Below are 17,131 nucleotides of genomic sequence, written 5' to 3'. Positions count from 1 at the left end.
AAGCCGTTTCCACCGCGATGCGCTTCAACGCCGAGCAGGAGAAGCGCGCCGCGTCCGCTCCCCGGTACGCCGACCGTGCCTCGCCGGAGTTCGCCGCCCGCTTCGTCCGGATGGCCTCGCTGCGCGTGCCCGTCGCCAGGGGCGCCGCGCGCCCGGCCGGCGGCCTGGCCCGCCGGCCCACCGCCTGCGCCCTCACCTCGTCGGGCGACCTCTACCTGGGCGACGAGTCCGACCGGGTCTACGTCTGGCCGGCCGGCGGCGCGCGCCTGCGGGCGCTGCCGGCCGCGCCGGCGGAAGCCCCCCGCTTCGCCACGGCGCTGTTCTGGGACGAGCGCGAGGGCGTGCTCCACGTGCTGGACGGCGCCCGGCACCAGGTGCGCCGGTACGCTCCCGACGGACGCCTGCTCGGCTTCGCGACGCTGAACGCGGGGCAGGCGACCTTCGCCATCGCCCTCACCGACGGCGGGACGGTGGTCGCCGGGGGAGTGCGGGCCGAAGACGCGGAGCGGACGACGCTGGTTTCCGTGCACGACTCCCAGGGGCGGCACCGGGCGGCGTTCCTGGACATGGAGCCGGCGATGGCCCGCAGCAAGGTGCGCCTGGCGCCCCCGGTGCTCCTGGCGCCCGCCGGGGGAGAGACGTTCCTGGCGGCCCAGCCCGGCGCCCCCACCATCCTGCGGATGAGCACCCGCGGCGAGGTGCTGCAGCGCTTCGAGGCCACCTACGACGGGTACCGGCGCCCCGCGGCGCTCACCGACGCGACCTTCGACTTCGAGCGCACGGAGACATGGAGGCGCAGCATGGATCCCTTGCGGTTCCTGCACCGGGGCGGGCGCTTCGTCTTCGCCGGCTTCGGGACGTGGCGCGGGGGGCGGATGGTGTACCGCCTGGAGGTCTACGGCCCCGACGGGTCGCGGGTGGACACCGGCCTGCGCCACGACAGCCGCCCGCTCTGCGGCCGCGGCGAGGAGCTGGTGCTGGTGTCGATGGGGAACCCCGAAGAGGTGGAGGTCACGCGCTGGCGCTACAGGGAGCCGGCGCCGGGCCGCGCGGCGGCGGCCCGGCGCCGCTCCCCTCAACCCGGCGAGGGCGTATGATCCGGAAACGGGAGCTCGCCGCGGGAGCGGCCCTGGCGCTGGTGGTGTTCTCGGCGAGCTTCGCGCTGGCCCGCACTCCCGCGCGCGAGGAGCTGGACGGGGCGCTCCGCCTGGTGGCGGCCGACCCCGCCCGCTCGGTCTGCCTGGGCGAGGGGGCGTGCGTGTGGCCCGAGGCGCCGCACACCCTGTTCGTCTTCTTCTCGGCCACCGACTGCGCCGGGTCGCTGTACGACATGGCCGTGCTGGAGGAGCTCTACCGCGCCGTGCCGCGCGGGCGCCTGAACCTGGTGGGGGTGGCCTACGGGATGGACGCCGCCGAGGCGCGCGCCTTCGCCGTGGCGTCGCAGATCACCTACCCGCTGTACCTGGACCCCGCGCGGCTGGAGAGGCACGTGCGGAATCCACGCCCCGAGCGCTTCAACCGGCCCATGAAGGTGCTGGTGGACCGCCAGGGGAGGGTGATCGAGACCTGGCCCTCGCGGACCGAGGTGCGCGGGCAGCGCCTGGACCTGGGCCGGGTGCGCGCCCGGCTGGTGCCGTGAGGCGCGCCCGCCGCGCCGCGCGGGCGGCGCTCGCCGCCGCGCTGGCGGCCGCCTGCCGCGGCGAGCCCGCCGCGGCGCCCGCCGTGCTCGCGGAGGCCGACACCGTGGTCGCGCCCGAGAGCGAGCTCCTGGGAGTGCCCGTGGACCTGGCGGTGGACGGGAGCGGGCGCGTGTACGTGCTCGACAACGCCCTGGGGCGAATCGTGCGGCTGGAGGACGGAGCCCGCCCGACCGTGCTGGGGCGGCGGGGCGGGGGCCCGGGCGAAATGGAGGGGCCGCTCGCGCTGCGCGTGGACGGCGACTCGATCCGCGTGGACGACCGGGGGAACGGGCGCGCGCTGGTACTGGCCGCGGACGGCGCCCCCGTGCGCAGCTTCCCCCTCCCGCCGCGCTCGCCGGGGGCGCTGGCGTTCGGGGCGCGCGGCGAGGCGGCCGTGGCCACCTCCGGCCTCTCGGCGGCCGGGCTGGCCGTGCGCCTGGACGCCGCAGGAGAGCCGCGCGGGACGCTGGGGGCGCTGTTGGCCCCGCCAGTGCGGATCCTGAACTTCACCGCCATGAAGGCCGACGTCCGCCGAGGCCGGATCCCCGCCGTCCTGCGCAACGCGGCGATCCCGGTGTTCGGCGAGGGGGGTGGGGCGTGGCTGGTGCTGGCGGCCGAGGGGGCGGTGCGGCGCTACGACGCCGGGGGACGCGAGGTGTGGTCGCGGCCGGTGCGCACGCCGGAGGTGCGCGCGATCCGCGAGCGCTTCTTCTCCCTCAACCGGGCGGAGAAGAGCCCGTACTCGTTCTACCCCCTGGCCTACTTCGCCGACGCGGCGGCGGTGGGGGAGGAACTGTGGCTCCTGGTGAACACGCCCGAGGAGGAGCCGTCCGTGGTGCTGGTGCTGGAAGGGGGCGGGAAGCTGGCGCGGCGGTACATCCTCCCCGGCGTTTTCGGCGCGCGCGACCTGGCCGTGGACGAGGCGCGCGGCCGGCTCTACCTCAGCGTGCCCTCCAGCGCCGCCCTGCTCTCGGTCCGCCTGCCACCCACCTGAACGAGGCCGTTCCCCGGCTGATACCGAACCGGGAAAACGGCAGGCCTCACGCAGAGTCGGCAGAGGGTGTTTCTCTGCTGTCCGGGTGAGAAAGGGCTTCACCGGAATCCATATGAACGGAGGAGGACCGGCAGTCACCGGTCCTCCTCCGCGTCTCCGGCCCTCCCGCCGCCGCCGTCGGGCCGCGGCGAAGTCGCGCGCGTACGCCTCGCTGGAGAAGCGGAAGAAGCAGCGGTCGTCCCGGGGGCGGCGTCCCGCCCGGTACGGCTCGAGCGCGCAGTCCACCGCCCATAAAAATCTCCGCGGGAAGGTTCGGGAGGGAGTTGCCCGCGAGCGGCGTCCTCCGGGTCGAACCCGCGCGATGCCCGGTTCAGTCCCTCGCGCTCACTGCAGGGCAGGTCGAAAGAGCAGCCGGGGCGTCCTTCCGCCGCCGGCTCCCGGCGCCGCCACGGTGCCGACGTGGAGGAGGGCGGGCGCCGCCGATCCCAAAGTGCGACCGGACGCGACCAACCCTGGCGCTCCGTCCCACGTCACATCGCGGTGCCGAGACACCTGTTTCCCCCGCGACCGGACGAACCCCGATGCGACGCCGCCTCCCCCTGCTCGTGCTCTCCACGCTCGCCGTCCTCCTATCTACCGGGCCCGCGGGGGGCGCGCTCGGCGCCCAGTCGCTGGGAACGGCGCTGGTGCCGGGGCCGCGCGGGATCACGCCGCTGCAGTACGCGGCGCTCGCGCGCGAGGCGGGGGAGCGCCTGGAGCGCGAGGAGTGGGAGCTGGCGGCCGAGGCGTACGCGCGGCTCACCGCGGCGTATCCCTGGGACGGCGAGACCTGGCGGCGCCTTGGCACGGCCCGCTACCGCGCGGGCGACTTCCGCGGCGCCGCCCCCGCCTTCGCCCGGGCGGACGCGCTGGGGGTGTCGCCGTATCCCACCACCAACGCCGCGCTCGCCGCCGAGTCGTACGCGCGCTCGGGCCAGCCCGACAGCGCGCTCGCCTGGCTGGAGCGCGCGGTGCTGGTCCACCGCCTGGAGTGGGTGGGCGAGCTGCTGCAGGACAGCGCCTTCCACGCGCTCCGGGGGCACCCGCGCTTCCAGGCGCTCATGCCGCCCCCCGCCGACTCCACCGCCCCGCGCGAGAGCGGGTGGAGGGCGGACGTGGACTACCTCCTGGCCTCCATCCGCCGCTTCCGCCCCGAGTACGCCGGCGGCCGGCCGCTCCCGGACTCGATCCTGCGCGCCGCCGCGCGGGTGAAGGAGCGCGTCGGCGCGCTCACCGACGCGCAGGTGGCGGTGGAGCTGCAGAAGCTCGTCTCCCTGCTGGGCCGCGGCCACACCGGCGTCGGCTTCCGGGGCGACCTCCCCGCGCGGCTGGGGCGCACGGGCGGCCTGCCCCTGGTCTTCCACCTCTTCCCCGAGGGCGTGCTGGTGGTGAACGCCGACAGCGCGCACCGGGCGCTGGTGGGCGCGCGCGTGGTGGCGGTGGACGGCGTCCCGGTGGAGCGGGTGCTGCGCGCGATCGAGCCCCTGGTGCAGTCCGACGAGGGCGAGTCCTTTCGCCTGAACGCCCCGGAGGTGCTGCGCACGCCGCACGTGCTGCACGCGCTGGGGATCGCGCGCGAGCCCGGCCGCGTGCGGCTCGGGGTGGAGGACGCCGCCGGCCGGGCGCGCGAGGTGGAGGTGGCGTCGTCGGAGGCCCCCGTCGCGCGCACCCTCCTTCCCCCGCCGGGCGCCCCCACTCCGCCGCCGCTGTCCATGAGCCGCCCGGGCGAGTGGTACTGGTTCGAGCCGCTGGCGGCGGACTCGGCCGTGTACGTGAACTTCAGCCGCACCTTCCCGCAGGAGGGGAGGGAGAACCTCGCCGAGTTCGGGCTGCGGCTGCGGCGGTGGCTGGCCGAGCACCCCGGCACGCGCGGCGTGGTGGTGGACGTGCGGCGCAACACCGGCGGCAACACCTACCTTTATCCCGAGCTGCTGCGCACCCTGATCGCCCACGACGCGCGCGAGGGAGCGCGGCTCTTCGTGCTGGTGGGGAGGAACACCGGCTCGGCGGCCATGAACTTCGTGGTGGAGCTGGACCGCCTGACCAACGCGGTGTTCGTGGGCGAGCCCACCGGCGCCCAGCCCCGCCAGCACGGCGACCCGGCGGTCCTGGTGCTCCCCTACAGCGGCCTTCCCCTCTACCTCTCCACGGTGGAGTGGAGCCTCACCTCCCCGCGCGACGCGCGGCGCTGGATCGCCCCGGACGTCCCCGTGGCGCTCACCGCCGACGACTACCGCGCCAACCGCGACCCGGTGCTGGACACCGTGCTCGAGCTGATCCGGCAGGGGCGGTGATCGCCGGTGCCTGGAACGATAGCCGGTATGGCGCCCGGGTGGTTTTCCGGGCTTCGAGAGGAGGGAAAGGCCTCATACCGATTTCCACGATTGGTGTCATTCCGAGGAGGAACGACGAGGAATCTACTTGACCCCGCTCGAGGTCTGTAGGATCAGGATTTGGCATCCGGCGGGAAGACCCCGACCGGGATTCAGACACCCAGCCGCGCTGGGCAGATTCCTCGGCCGCCTGTCCTTCCGTCACTCCGCGGCTCTGGGGCATGGCTCCCTCGGAACGACAATGCGCAGTTGATCTCAAGAAACGGGATCACACGGAGTCGACGGGGAACACCGGATCCCGCTGTCCCGGTTGACTCCGTTGACTCCGTGCCAGCACGGGCGTTTTCCTGCCAGTGCCGACCCCCGAGCCTCCTGAACTGCGCCCTTCCTGACTACGTGCAGCAGCTTCTCCCGCCTCGTGCACCGCAACGAGCTGGCCGAACTCACGGCGCTCGGTGCCCGCCGCGGGCGGCTCATCCGGGGAGCTCGCGGCGTGCGGCGATGAGTCTGAAACCAATGCTCCAGCGTTTCGTATGGGAAACCCATACGTGGCCGGTTCTGAACACGAGCCTTCGCGGAGGAGGAGCTGTGAGCGAGCGTGTGACACTCGCGACGTCGACCGGGCTGCTCTTTCTGGTCCTCGCGTTTCACCTCGCGACGGGGCTGGTGGCCCTCGCGGCGGGATTCATGGCCATCGCGGTTCGCAAAGGAGGGACGTGGCATCGCCGCAGCGGCCTGGTCTTCGTGTACGCGATGATCGCCACTGCGATTGCGGTAGCGATCATCTCCGCATACGAGGGCAAGTCCATCGGTGGCGGAGTGCTCATCGTCTACCTCGTGTTCACCGCCTACACCGCCGTCAAGCCGCTGCCTGGAGCAGGCCGGCGGGTGGGCATGGCCCTCATGGTGCTGGCATTCACACTCGCCGCGGGGGAATACACTCGCGCATTCACCGCGCTCGGCAGGCCGGGAAACCAGATCGATGGTGTGCCTGCCGGGATGATGTTCTTCATGGCCACGGTCATCCTGCTCGCCGCCATCGGCGATCTCAGGATGATCCGGGCCGGCGGCATTCAGGGAACGCGACGGCTGGCGCGCCATCTCTGGCGGATGTCCTTCGGGCTGTTCATCGCGTCCGGCTCGTTCCTCCTTGGCCAGATGAAGTTCATTCCCGAGCCGATCCGCATCGTCCCGCTGCTCGTCGTCCTGGCCGTCAGCCCGCTCGTGGTGCTGCTTTTCTGGATGTGGCGAGTCCGTCTGAAACAGAATCTGCGCGGAATGATGACCGCGAAGCCGATCGAGGCGCGACGGCCGGCCTGACGCGAATCGGCCACCCAGACCAGAATCGCTCTTCGGCCCCCACGCCGTGAGCGGTCCCGGTCGCTTCCATCAATCGTTGAACGGCAGGAGCAGGCGCCTGCGTCGGCAACACGGTCATCCGGCGCGCGCGGCCAGCACGCCCTCGACCGCCTCGCGGAGGGCGGCGGCGTCGCCGGCGGGAACGAGGGTGAGCCCCTCCGCCGGGCCCAGGCCGCAGGCAGGCGTGGCGACCACGGGGACGCCGCCCGCGAGCGCCTCGAGCAGCTGGCGCGGCCGGTTCTCCACGAACGCGGGGAGCACCACCAGGTCGCCCCGTCGAGCCAGTGCCCCTCCGGCGCGGCCAGGCGCACGCCGTCCCAGAAGCCGGGCCCCTCCAGCCGCGACCCCATCGCCACCAGCTCCGCGTCCACACCGGCCAGCGCCGAGCGCAGCTCGTACGTCAGCGGGGTGCGGGTGAGCGATGGAAGGGAGAAGATATGCCCCGTTTAGGCAGACGCAAAAACACTTGGGCGCGGTACGCCCAACCGTTCGCCGTGGGAGCGCCGCCGTTGTAGAAAGGCCCAACAGCATCTCTGCTGGAGCACGCGAGCAGGTCGCATCGTCGGGCACACATCGTCATTGCTGGCGGAGAGAGCGCCACGTATACTGGCGGCGACGACGGCCTTCAGATCAATTTTCAGCTGTCGTCGGCGCAACAATGATTCCTGACGTTTCCCCGCTCCCGGCGGCAAATTACCGGAGAAATGACGAGTTGGAGGCGGCACGGACCGCCCCTTCGCACTACATAAGTGGAGAACTGCCATGGCCAGAATTCCCGACCTTAGACGGATGACCAGCGAACGTGAGATCCTGCTGCAACATGTAGCCGAGGGTCGCAATTTTGACACAGCGGTCAAGCAATTGGATCCTCAACCGCACAAGAACCACCTAGGCCAGGACATTTTGGGACTATTTCGCACGCATGAACATAGGAAGGCGGTAATCGCGGACAACTGGCTACTGAAGCAATTCCAGGCGGCCGGGCTTGAGGTGCCTTCTTTCTTGGAGGCTGGCCCACGTGAGGACCTGCACCACGACCCCCACAAGGTGAACGTGGCCATCGTGACCACCGGAGGGCTGGCGCCGGGGCTGCACCGGGTAGTGCACAGCATCGTCAAGCGCCACGACCTCTACGACAACAAAGGAAAGGTACTCGGCGTCTACAACAGCTTCGAAGGGCTCCGCAACCTGACCGACAACAAGGTCCCGCTCACACCCAAGATGACCGAGGAATGGCTTTACGACGGAGGTTCGAAGCTGGGTAACGTCCGAGGGGGACAGAAGGACGACAACGAACTCGAACTGCTGGTACGCGACATCACCGGGAATCTCACCCGGCACAAGATCAACATCCTGTACGTCATAGGCGGTGACGGCTCGCTGAAGGTCGCCCACGAACTCGCGCTGGCAAACCCCACCCGCAGCATCGTCGGCATCCCCAAGACGATGGATAACGACCTGCTGTGGGTTTGGCAGTCGTTCGGCTTCAACACAGCGGTAGAACGGGCAACCCGCGTCATCAACATCCTGCGTAGCGAGGCCGAGTCGACCCGGCGGATCTGCGTGATTGAGTTGTTCGGCGCCGAGGCCGGATTCGTGGCGGCGAACGCGGCGCTAGCGAGCGGGCACGTCGACCTAGTGCTGATTCCCGAGGTGTTCGACGCCCTCAGCGTCGACCAAGCGAGGCAGTACCTGGACGACGTGATCCGCCACGTAGAAGAAAGGGTGCAGGAGAGGGACCACACGCCTCATGCGGTGGTGGTCATGGCGGAAGGGGCGGGAGCCGTGCTCGAAGGCAAGAAGGCCAAGCTCAAGGACAGGGAGGTGAAGAAGGCGGACTTCTGCGATTACCTCAGGGATGAGCTGAAGAAGCGCGTGCACGACGCGCGGGACAAGGAGATCGAGGTGTTCACGAACCAGCCGCGCCACCACATCCGGGCCGTGCCAGCCAATGCACACGACCAGATCTATTGCGAGCGGCTGGGTGCGCTGGCCGTCGACAACGCCTTGGGCGGCTACACCGACTTCATGATCTCGCAGTGGCTGGCCGAGTTCGTCCTCGTCCCGCTGAGCCTGGTGGGAGAGGGAAAGAAGAAAATCCCAATCCCAGGGATGTTCTGGAAGCAGGTGGTGAGCAGCACAGGACAGCCGCTCTCACCTGCCGAGCGTACCAGGCCTCTTGACGTAGAAGACGATGGGAAAAACAGGCGCCAAGCCAAGCGGTGAGGACAGCGTGGGAGTTGAAAATGCTGGTCTGCGATAGAAACTCGCAGATCTTTCTTCCGAATACACCCTAGCCTCACACGCCGCGCGCGGCGAGCACGGCCGCGATCGCGTCGCGGAGGGCGTCGGCGTTGCCGGCGGGGACGAGGGTGAGCCCCTCCGCCGGGCCCAGGCCGCAGGCAGGCGTGGCGACCACGGGGACGCCGCCCGCGAGCGCCTCGAGCAGCCGGCGCGGCCGGTTCTCCACGAACGCGGGGAGCACCACCAGGTCCGCCCCGTCGAGCCAGTGCCCCTCCGGCGCGGCCAGGCGCACGCCGTCCCAGAAGCCGGGCCCCTCCAGCCGCGACCCCATCGCCACCAGCTCCGCGTCCACACCGGCCAGCGCCGAGCGCAGCTCGTATGCCCCTTTGCGCCCCGCCGTGGGGCCGGGGAAGACGATCCGCGGGCGCGGGCCCGGGTTCGGCCGGGGCGCGAAGGCGGCCGGGCGCGCCCACTCCAGCACCTCGGCCCGGCCGGGGAAGAGCGCGGCGACGTCGCGGTGCGGCGTGACGATCCGCCGCGCGTGGGCCAGCGCCTCGGCCTCGTCGCGCACCAGGGCAGCGTCGGCGCGGAAGTCGGCCAGGGTGGGGCTCCCGGGGTGCAGCCGGGCCGCCGCGTCCAGCCGGGCGTGCAGCTCGCCCAGCGGCGGCGCCGTCATCAGCACGTCGAAGGTGCGCCCGCCCAGGTGCCCGGCGCGCCACAGGAAGGGGAGGAGACCCTGCGCCGCCACCACGTGCGTCACGTCGTGGCGCAGGAGCGGCGCGTAGCTCTCCGCCAGCGCCGCCGCCGCGGCCAGGAGCGCGCGCTGCCGCGCCGCCCCCTGCGCCGCCAGCCGCCGCGACCGCCATGCGCGCGCGAGCGCCACCCGCCAGCCCTGCCGCACGCGCGCGGCGCCGTCCGTCGTCCAGGCGTACGCCGGCTTCCCCAGCCGCCGCCCGTCGAGCGGGACCCCCAGCACGTCGCCCGGGCGGCGCACGTCCGCCAGCCAGCCGTCGAGCTCCGGCCACCACTCGTCCACCAGGTGCGCCGCGCGCCCCACCGGCTCCGGCGGCGCCTCCAGGTGGCGGAAGCACCCGTCCTCGCCGCAACTGGCGCAGCTGCGCGGCCCCGCGCCCAGCACCCGCAGCGCGCGCGCCCGCCCGGGCGCCCCGGCCGGGGCCGCCCGCCCGGCGGGGCGCGGGCCGCGCAGGCGCACCGTGAGCGTGCCCGCGTCCATGCGCGCCTCCACGCGGAAGGGGTGCGGCGCGCGGAAGCGCAGGTCCACGTAGTTCCAGAAGACGGTGGCGTCGCGCCCGAGCTCCGCCCACGAGCCGGGGACCGCGCGGCTGTGCGCGTGCCGCTCCACGATCTCGCACCCGGCCTGGAGCGCGGCGTCGTACAGCGCGCCCGAGAGCTGGCAGAGCCCGCCGCCCACCGAGGGGACCAGGCACCCCTCGCGCAGCTCGCGCCCCGCCACGAAGCCCCGCAGCCGCGTGGCCCGGCCCACCTGCGCCCAGAAGCCGAACACCGCGCCCGCCGGCACCTCCACGCCGTCGAGCCGGCGCAGCGCCAGGCGGAGGTTGTGCACCTTCCCCGCCACCAGCGGCAGCTCCGCCGCGTCGTCCTCCGTCCAGAGCGGGGCCACCGACTCGGCCAGCACGGGCGCGTCCTCCAGGGCGGCGGAGCGCGGATGGCGCCTGGGCCCCGCCCGCAGGTCGCCCGCCGCCCGGCGGAGCTGGAAGAGCGCCGCCTTCGCGCGGAAGGCGAGCGCGCCCGCGCGCGAGTGCGGGGCCGCGGACGCGCGGGGGAGGGCGGGGCCGCGGGAAGCGGGAGAAAGCGGGAGGGCCGGGGCTTCCATCGAAAGGTTCTGCGGCGGTCGGAGGGGACGGGCTGCGATCGGACGGCCGGAGGATACGGCCCGGCGCCGCGAGAAGATTCGGGACCGTGGGATTTTCAGGAGCGGCTCACGACGCCGGGATCCGGTGCCGGCACCGCCGCTTCACCCGCGCGGCCGCGGGCGCCGTTCGCCGCGGCGAAGTCGCGCGCGTACGCCTCGCTGGTGAAGCGGAAGAAGCAGCGGTAGTCCTGGGGGCGGTACCCGGCCCGGTACGATTCGAACGCGTAGTCCACCGCGCCCGCGACGCGGTTCCCCCGGCGCACGCGCGGGTACACGAGCCCCACCAGCCGCGCCGCCAGCCATCCCACGACGAAGCCCACGCCCGTCGCGAGCACGACGAGCTGGAGCAGCGGCCGCAGCCACCCGGACGGCGGGCCGCTCCGCCACGCCGCGGCGCCGAGCGCCAGCACGGCCAGGAACGCGAGCGCCGCGCCGCCCCAGAGGAAGACGTCGCGCAGCGACTTGGCGCGGGCGCAGTCGTCGCAGAGCGGGAAGTCGTACTCCGGCAGCCGCGTCCCCCGGGGCTGCATGAAGGGGAGGTGCAGCTTCCCCCCCGTCCAGTACACGCCGGGGCCGGGCGGGCGGCCGCACGCGCAGCAGCGCCCGGCGGGCACCACGGCCCTCCCCATCCCGGGGGTCGCCACCTGATAGCGGAAGCGCCCCCAGCGCCACACCCGGACGACGCCCGCGGCCGGCGCCTCCCTTCCCGGAGGAGCGGCGGGGTGCACGTCAGTCCCCCGCGATCCCCAGCGCGCTGGGGACGAAGGGCGCCTCGCGCATCACCGCCGGCTTGCGGCGCGAGAGGATCATCACCCACTCGCGGACCGAGACGGCCAGCACCAGCACCACCACCGCCATGAAGACGAGCGCCACGCCCGCGTCCAGCCGGTCGTTGAAGAGCATCCGCTGCGCGTCGGCGATCGTCTTCGCCCCCGCGGGGAGCGCGCCCGCGGCGAGGCGCTCCTCGATCATCCGCGCGTGGGCCAGGAAGCCCAGCCTGGGCTCGGGCGAGAACACCTTCTGCCACCCGGCCGTGAAGGTCACCGCGCCCAGCCAGACGAGCGGCAGCAGCGTCACCCAGGCGAAGCGCGCCTTCCCCATCTTGATGATCACCGTCGTCCCCACGCAGAGGGCGACGGCCGCCAGCAGCTGGTTGGAGATGCCGAAGAGCGGCCAGAGCGAGTTGATCCCGCCCAGCGGGTCCACCACGCCCTGGTAGAGGAAGTACCCCCAGAACGCCACGATCAGCGCGCTGGAGGCCACGATCGACGGGTACCAGCTGGTGCGCCCCAGCGGCTTCCAGACGTGCCCCAGGATCTCCTGCAGCATGAAGCGGCCGACGCGCGTGCCCGTGTCGATCGTGGTCAGGATGAAGAGCGCCTCGAACATGATGGCGAAGTGGTACCACACCGCCGCCAGCGCGCTCCCGCCGAAGACCCCCGAGAAGATCTGCGACATCCCCACCGCCAGCGACGGCGCCCCGCCCGTGCGCGCCAGGAGCGTCTGCTCGCCCACCGAGGCGGCCAGCGCCTGCATCTGCTCGGGCGAGACCACGAAGCCCCAGGTGGCGATGGTGCGGACCGCCTGGTCGAGCGTGGGGCCCACCACCCCGGCCGGCGCGTTGATGGCGAAGTAGACGCCGGGGTCCAGGATGCCGGCCGCCACCATCGCCATCACCCCCACGAAGCTCTCCATCAGCATCCCGCCGTAGCCCACCATCCGCGCGTCGCTCTCGCGGGTGAGCATCTTGGGCGTGGTCCCCGAGGCCACCAGCGCGTGGAAGCCGCTGATGGCGCCGCACGCCACCGTGATGAAGGCGAAGGGGAAGAGCTTGCCCGCGAACACCGGCCCGGTGCCGTCCACGAAGCGCGTGAGCGCCGGCATGCGGATCTCCGGCAGCGCCACCAGGATCGCCGCGGCCAGCAGCACGATGGTGCCGATCTTCAGGAACGTCGACAGGTAGTCGCGCGGGCAGAGGAGCACCCACACCGGGAGCACCGAGGCCACGAAGCCGTAGGCCATCATCAGCCACACCAGCGTGGTCCCCTCCACCGTGAACAGGCCCGCCAGCGCCGGCGACTCGGCCACCCAGCGCCCCGCCACCGTCGCGATCAGCACGAGCACCACGCCGATCGCCGACGCCTCGCCCACCTTCCCGGGCCGGATCCGGTGCATCCACGCGCCCATCAGCAGCGCGATCGGGATGGTGCAGGCGATGGTGAAGAGGCCCCAGGGCGAGTGGCGGAGCGCGTTCACCACGATGAGCGCGAGCACCGCCAGCAGGATCCCCATGATGGCGAGCACGGCCACCATGGCGGTGAAGCCGGCCACGTGGTTGATCTCCTCGCGCGCCATCTGCCCCAGGCTCTTGCCGTCGCGCCGCATCGAGGCGAAGAGAATCACGAAGTCCTGCACCGCCCCCGCCAGCACCACGCCGATGATCAGCCAGAGCGTCCCCGGCAGGTAGCCGAACTGCGCGGCGAGGACCGGTCCGACGAGCGGGCCGGCCCCGGCGATGGCCGCGAAGTGGTGGCCGAAGAGCACGTACCGGTGGGTCGGCACGAAGTCGACGTGGTTGTCGAGCCGCTCGGCCGGGGTGGCGCGGCGGTCGTCGAGCTCCAGCACGCGCCGGGCGAGGAACTTCGCATAGAAGCGGTAGGCGACCGCGTAGGTGCACACGGCGGCGATCACCAGCCAGGCGGCGTTGATCGTCTCGCCGCGGTGCAGGGCGATCAGGCCGAGCGCCACCGCCCCGAGGACGGCGACGGCGGCCCAGACCACGTGCTGGAGCGGCTTCGGCAACGGCTTGGGCATGGGCGGGCTTCGGGTGGTAGCCGGATCGGGATCGTGACGCTGGAACGGCGGCCTGGCGGGATGCCAGGGAAGTTACGGACTCCGGTCGGGTTCGGGAAGCCGGGGAGCATCCGGCGAGGCCGAACGAAAGGGCCCGCCCCCGGCGTACGGGAGGCGGGCCTTAGCGCGGCCGCGGCGCGGCGCGCGCCCTCACGGGTAGAACGGCGGGCCGTCGAACAGGTTCTGCGGCTTCAGGATGAAGCCGGTCCACATCGTCTGCGCCACCCCCTCGAACTCCCCGCCGTCCGCGTTGCCGTCCTCGTCGCGGTACATGTGGTGCAGGGGGCCCCAGTACCACACCACCACGTCGGTGGACGCCGTCGACTGCGCGGGGGCGACGTAGTGGGGGAGGAACCGGGGCCGCATCTCCGACGGGTCGTACCGCGTCACCCAGGCATCGTGCCCGGTCCACGCCTCGTCGTGCCGCGAGCTCCCCGTGCGCACGGGCATCAGCATGTAGCCTGTGACACTCCCCCGCCCGTTCTTCAGGCCGCCGTCGAAGACGTGCAGGTGCGTGAACTCGGTGGCGCTCCAGTCCAGCGGCTGCTCGGAGGCCACCGGCACCGCCGTGTCGCTGGCGCCCGTCCCCACCTCGGCGTGCACGGTGCGGTGCACGTTGTCGCCCGCCCACCCGTTCAGGTCGATGTCCAGCCGCCACATGGCGTCGTGCGTGTGCGACACCGGCCAGTTCCAGGGGAGATTGGACCCCGTGGCGGCCATCTCCCCCAGCACCACCCCGTCGTCGCGGAAGGTCCAGCGGATGAGGTAGCGGTAGTTGACGGCCTTGAACGAGCCCCAGAGCACCAGCTCCTGGCCGCGGCGGACGGCGGTGTGGCTCTTCCAGGCGATCCCCCGGTCGTGCACCTCCTTGCAGACCACCCCCGCCAGGAGGGTGCCTCCGGCCGCCGCGGGGCAGTCGCCGGCGCCCAGGGTCTCGGGGCCCTTGATGTAGTCGGTGAGGTCGTAGAAGCGAACCCCGTTGTGGTACGGGACGAAGATCTCGGAGACGCGCGCATCCCAGAACACCCGGATCCACGGCCGGGTGGGGGCGGGGCGGAAGAACGCGGCCGTGATGACCAGTCCCCACGAGGTGGGGGTCTGCCAGCAGAGCATCCACTCGGTTTGCTTCCCCCCGCCGGTGAAGGTGTGCTGCACCAGGTACGGGGTGGAGCAGGGCTGGGCCGCGGCGGCGCGGGCCGAGCCCAGGGCCAGCAGGACGGCCGCGCCCGCGGCGCGGCAGATGGTCGGCGCTCTCATGGGCGGGCCCTCCGGACGAGGACGGTACGGTTGGGGATGTCCACCACCACACGGCTGGTGAGGTAGGTGTCGCCGCGGCGGAAGATCAGGTCCAGGCAGCGCCCCGAGGGGCAGACCCCGGGGATGCGCGTGCTGATCGGCAGCCCCTCGACCACCCAGTCCGCGGGGTCGCCCCGCAGCAGCCCGCGCACCTGGGTGTCGCGCAGCGCCAGGTCGCGGGCGAGCGCCTGCTCGGCGTCCGAGAACGGCACCGAGAAGCGCGGCGCACCGGCCTCGCGCGGCTCCCGCTCCTCCTCCGGGGTGAACGAGGTGACCTCCATCACCCGGCCCCGCTCCAGGTCCACCAGCGCGCGCACGCCCACGAAGCGGCGCTCGTAGACGCTCGCCAGTACCTCGGCCACGCGACCCACGGCGGCGGGCCGCAGCGGGTCCTCGGCACCCGTCCTGATCGGCTTGACCGCGAGCAGCTCCACGTAGGGCACGTCGAACGCGCGGCCGGCCACGATCTGCCGGAAGCGCTGGTCTTCGGTGACCAGGCGCACGGCGGCCGTGCGCTCGGCCGCGGTCAGCGGGTCGAGGGGGCGCACCTGTCCGGGAGGGGCCGTGCCGTCCGGCGGCGGGCGGGACGGCTCTCCGGGGCCGGCGACTCGCCCCGCGCAGGCGGCCAGGAGCCCGAGCGCGGCCAGCGCGCCGCGGAGCAGGGCGCGCCGGGAGGAAAGGGGAAGGGACATGAACACCTCCAGAAATGAAATGAAATGAAAAGGAGTGCAGCCTGCCCGCGGCCATGGCTGGAGCAGGCGCCGTTCCGCCGGCTCTTTCGGGGGCGGCCGGCCCGCGCGGGAACACGGATCGGCCTGTCTCGCAATCTGTTACGTGTCCCGGCGCGCGAGGGGGCCTCGCCTTCCGCCGCTGCGGCTCTGCGGCGCGCAAGGGACAGAATGCGGCAGCGAAGCCCCGCCCGGCCGCCCTGCGGGCAACGCTCCGCCGCGGCCCGGCGTCACACCAGACCGCGACGGTGCACCCCGCGGCTTTCGGCGGGACGGGCGGGCCGGACATTTGGCGCCCAACTTGTCGAAGCCGTTGCGTTGGACTAAGTTTCGTTCTCCCTCGCCCGTCCGGCTCGGCTGTTTCCCGCAGGTCTCCCAGGAGCGCGTCTCGGACCCATGCAGCCCTCCCGCCGCACCCTCGTCATCGCCGCCGCCGCGCTGGCGCTGGTCCTCGCCGCGGCCGCCGGCATCTACGCGCGTATCCGCACCGGGTCGGACGCGGACGGCGCCGGCGGCGAGTCGAAGGGCCCGCGCCCGGCCACCTCGGCCTCCGAGGGCTTCTCCACCGACGTGGCGATCCCCGTCGAAGGCGCGGCCGCCGTGCGCGACACCCTGGTGCTGGCCGTCTCCGCCGCGGGGCAGGCCGAGGGGTGGAAGAAGGCGGTGGTGGTGGCGCAGGTCACCGGCCGCATCGCCAGCCTCCCCGTGCGCGAGAACCAGGCGGTGGGGAGCGGGCAGCTCGTGATGGCGCTCGACGCCGCCGAGTACGGGCTGGCGGTGGAGGAGGCCGAGGCCGCGGTGCGGCAGGCGCAGGCCCTCTACCGCGAGGGGACGCTGCTCAACGAGGAGATCCCCGACGAGCGGGTGCGGCGCGACCGCGAGGCGTTCGCGCGCTCCAAGAGCGGGCTGGACGCGGCCGAGGTGCGGCTGCGCAAGGCGCGCCTCGACCTCTCCCGCACCCGTGTGGGCGCGCCGTTCTCCGGGCGGGTGGCCTCGCTCAAGGTGGTCCCCGGCCAGTGGGTGCGCGCCGGCGACGAGCTGATGACCGTCGTGGCGCTCGACCCGATCAAGGTTGAGGTGCAGGTGCTGGAGAGCGAGGTGGGGCTCCTGGCGCCCGGCCGGCGCGCCCAGGTGCGCTTCGCCGCCTTCCCCGAGGCCTTCACCGGCACCGTGCAGACCATCAACCCGGTGGTGGAGAGCGGCACCCGCACGGCGCGCGTCACCGTCACCATCCCCAACCCCGGCGGGCGCATCCTCCCCGGGATGTACGCCCGCGTCTCGCTCGAGGCGCAGCGCTTCGCCGACCGCGTGCTGGTCCCCCGCTCGGCGCTGCTGGAGCGCGACGGCCGCCCCATGCTCTTCGTCTTCGAGGGCGAGGGCGACCGGGGGCTCGCCAAGTGGCGCTACGTGACCCCGGGGCGGCAGAACGACTCCCTGGTGGAGATCCTCCCCAGCGAGGACACCGACAGCGTGCGCCCCGGCGAGCGGGTGCTCACCGCCGGCCACCTCACGCTCATCCACGACGCGCGCGTCCGCCTGGTGGACGACGTGAAGGACGCGGGGGGACGGCCGCAGTGACGATGAACCCCAGGGAACGGGGGACAGGGAACAGGGGACGGCCCGCGGGTACGGCGCCGGGGCGGGCGCCCGCGCGGGCGGCGGGGCTCCGCGGCGCGCCTCGCGGAGCCCCGTGCTTCCTCCCGCAGCCCCGG

At 72.9% G+C, this 17,131-nt stretch carries 13 protein-coding genes; 7 read left to right on the top strand and 6 right to left on the bottom strand.

Annotated elements, in window-relative coordinates:
* From VF746_03040 to VF746_03020, 5 genes are all read left to right on the top strand, one after another.
* Positions 1-1,097 (top strand): hypothetical protein (locus tag VF746_03040; GenBank protein ID HEX8691394.1); only part of this gene is annotated, 1,097 nt, incomplete at its 5' end.
* Positions 1,094-1,639, top strand: coding sequence for a hypothetical protein (locus VF746_03035; protein HEX8691393.1), 546 nt, complete (start codon positions 1,094-1,096; stop codon positions 1,637-1,639). The genes VF746_03040 and VF746_03035, both read left to right, overlap by 4 nt.
* Positions 1,636-2,673 (top strand): hypothetical protein, encoded by a 1,038-nt coding sequence (locus VF746_03030; protein ID HEX8691392.1) that lies wholly within the window; start codon positions 1,636-1,638, stop codon positions 2,671-2,673. Before VF746_03035 ends, VF746_03030 begins: the two co-directional genes overlap by 4 nt.
* Before the next feature lie 581 nt (positions 2,674-3,254).
* On the top strand, positions 3,255-5,006 hold the full coding sequence (locus VF746_03025; protein HEX8691391.1) for a hypothetical protein: 1,752 nt from the start codon (positions 3,255-3,257) through the stop codon (positions 5,004-5,006).
* A gap of 627 nt (positions 5,007-5,633) precedes the next feature.
* The gene (locus VF746_03020) at positions 5,634-6,365 is read left to right on the top strand and encodes a hypothetical protein (GenBank protein ID HEX8691390.1); all 732 of its coding nucleotides are present in this window, start codon (positions 5,634-5,636) and stop codon (positions 6,363-6,365) included.
* A 114-nt stretch (positions 6,366-6,479) separates the two neighbouring features.
* Here the strand turns inward: VF746_03020 and VF746_03015 are convergent, their stop codons facing one another.
* Positions 6,480-6,935, bottom strand: a complete 456-nt coding sequence (locus VF746_03015) for a glycosyltransferase (protein ID HEX8691389.1) — start codon at positions 6,933-6,935, stop codon at positions 6,480-6,482.
* Positions 6,936-7,166: 231 nt separating this feature from the next.
* On the opposite strand from VF746_03015, the gene VF746_03010 reads away from it, so the two are divergent.
* Positions 7,167-8,630 (top strand): 6-phosphofructokinase, encoded by a 1,464-nt coding sequence (locus VF746_03010; protein ID HEX8691388.1) that lies wholly within the window; start codon positions 7,167-7,169, stop codon positions 8,628-8,630.
* Between the two features lie 73 nt (positions 8,631-8,703).
* Here VF746_03010 and VF746_03005 read toward each other — a convergent pair whose 3' ends face one another.
* The 5 genes from VF746_03005 to VF746_02985 all read right to left on the bottom strand — a co-directional run bounded on the left by VF746_03005 (position 8,704) and on the right by VF746_02985 (position 15,383).
* Entirely contained in the window at positions 8,704-10,503 is a 1,800-nt protein-coding gene (locus tag VF746_03005; GenBank protein HEX8691387.1) for a VanW family protein, read from the bottom strand.
* A 95-nt stretch (positions 10,504-10,598) separates the two neighbouring features.
* Complete coding sequence (locus VF746_03000) at positions 10,599-11,270, bottom strand: hypothetical protein (protein HEX8691386.1); 672 nt, start codon at positions 11,268-11,270, stop codon at positions 10,599-10,601.
* A 1-nt stretch (position 11,271) separates the two neighbouring features.
* Positions 11,272-13,356 carry a carbon starvation CstA family protein gene (locus tag VF746_02995; protein HEX8691385.1) on the bottom strand — a complete coding sequence of 695 codons (2,085 nt, stop codon included), beginning with the start codon at positions 13,354-13,356 and terminating at the stop codon, positions 11,272-11,274.
* 189 nt (positions 13,357-13,545) lie between these two features.
* Positions 13,546-14,652 (bottom strand): hypothetical protein, encoded by a 1,107-nt coding sequence (locus VF746_02990; protein ID HEX8691384.1) that lies wholly within the window; start codon positions 14,650-14,652, stop codon positions 13,546-13,548.
* A complete protein-coding gene (locus tag VF746_02985) occupies positions 14,649-15,383 on the bottom strand; it encodes a hypothetical protein (protein HEX8691383.1) in 735 nt (244 codons plus the stop codon). Before VF746_02985 ends, VF746_02990 begins: the two co-directional genes overlap by 4 nt.
* A gap of 432 nt (positions 15,384-15,815) precedes the next feature.
* On the opposite strand from VF746_02985, the gene VF746_02980 reads away from it, so the two are divergent.
* Positions 15,816-16,997 (top strand): efflux RND transporter periplasmic adaptor subunit, encoded by a 1,182-nt coding sequence (locus VF746_02980; protein HEX8691382.1) that lies wholly within the window; start codon positions 15,816-15,818, stop codon positions 16,995-16,997.
* The last annotated feature ends 134 nt before the right edge of the window (positions 16,998-17,131 follow it).

This window comes from Longimicrobium sp., from assembly GCA_036389795.1.
GTDB lineage: Bacteria > Gemmatimonadota > Gemmatimonadetes > Longimicrobiales > Longimicrobiaceae > Longimicrobium.
The sequence above is the reverse complement of the archived record's forward strand: the minus strand, read 5'-3'. Positions and strand labels throughout refer to the sequence as shown.

Coding starts and splice junctions, on each gene's coding strand:
- VF746_03035 (HEX8691393.1), top strand. CDS start 1,094: ATGATCCGGAAACGGGAGCTCGCCGCGGGAGCGGCCCTGGCGCTGGTG.
- VF746_03025 (HEX8691391.1), top strand. CDS start 3,255: ATGCGACGCCGCCTCCCCCTGCTCGTGCTCTCCACGCTCGCCGTCCTC.
- VF746_03015 (HEX8691389.1), bottom strand. CDS start 6,935: ATGCTGTTGGGCCTTTCTACAACGGCGGCGCTCCCACGGCGAACGGTT.
- VF746_03010 (HEX8691388.1), top strand. CDS start 7,167: ATGGCCAGAATTCCCGACCTTAGACGGATGACCAGCGAACGTGAGATC.
- VF746_03005 (HEX8691387.1), bottom strand. CDS start 10,503: ATGGAAGCCCCGGCCCTCCCGCTTTCTCCCGCTTCCCGCGGCCCCGCC.
- VF746_02995 (HEX8691385.1), bottom strand. CDS start 13,356: ATGCCCAAGCCGTTGCCGAAGCCGCTCCAGCACGTGGTCTGGGCCGCC.
- VF746_02990 (HEX8691384.1), bottom strand. CDS start 14,652: ATGAGAGCGCCGACCATCTGCCGCGCCGCGGGCGCGGCCGTCCTGCTG.
- VF746_02985 (HEX8691383.1), bottom strand. CDS start 15,383: ATGTCCCTTCCCCTTTCCTCCCGGCGCGCCCTGCTCCGCGGCGCGCTG.
- VF746_02980 (HEX8691382.1), top strand. CDS start 15,816: ATGCAGCCCTCCCGCCGCACCCTCGTCATCGCCGCCGCCGCGCTGGCG.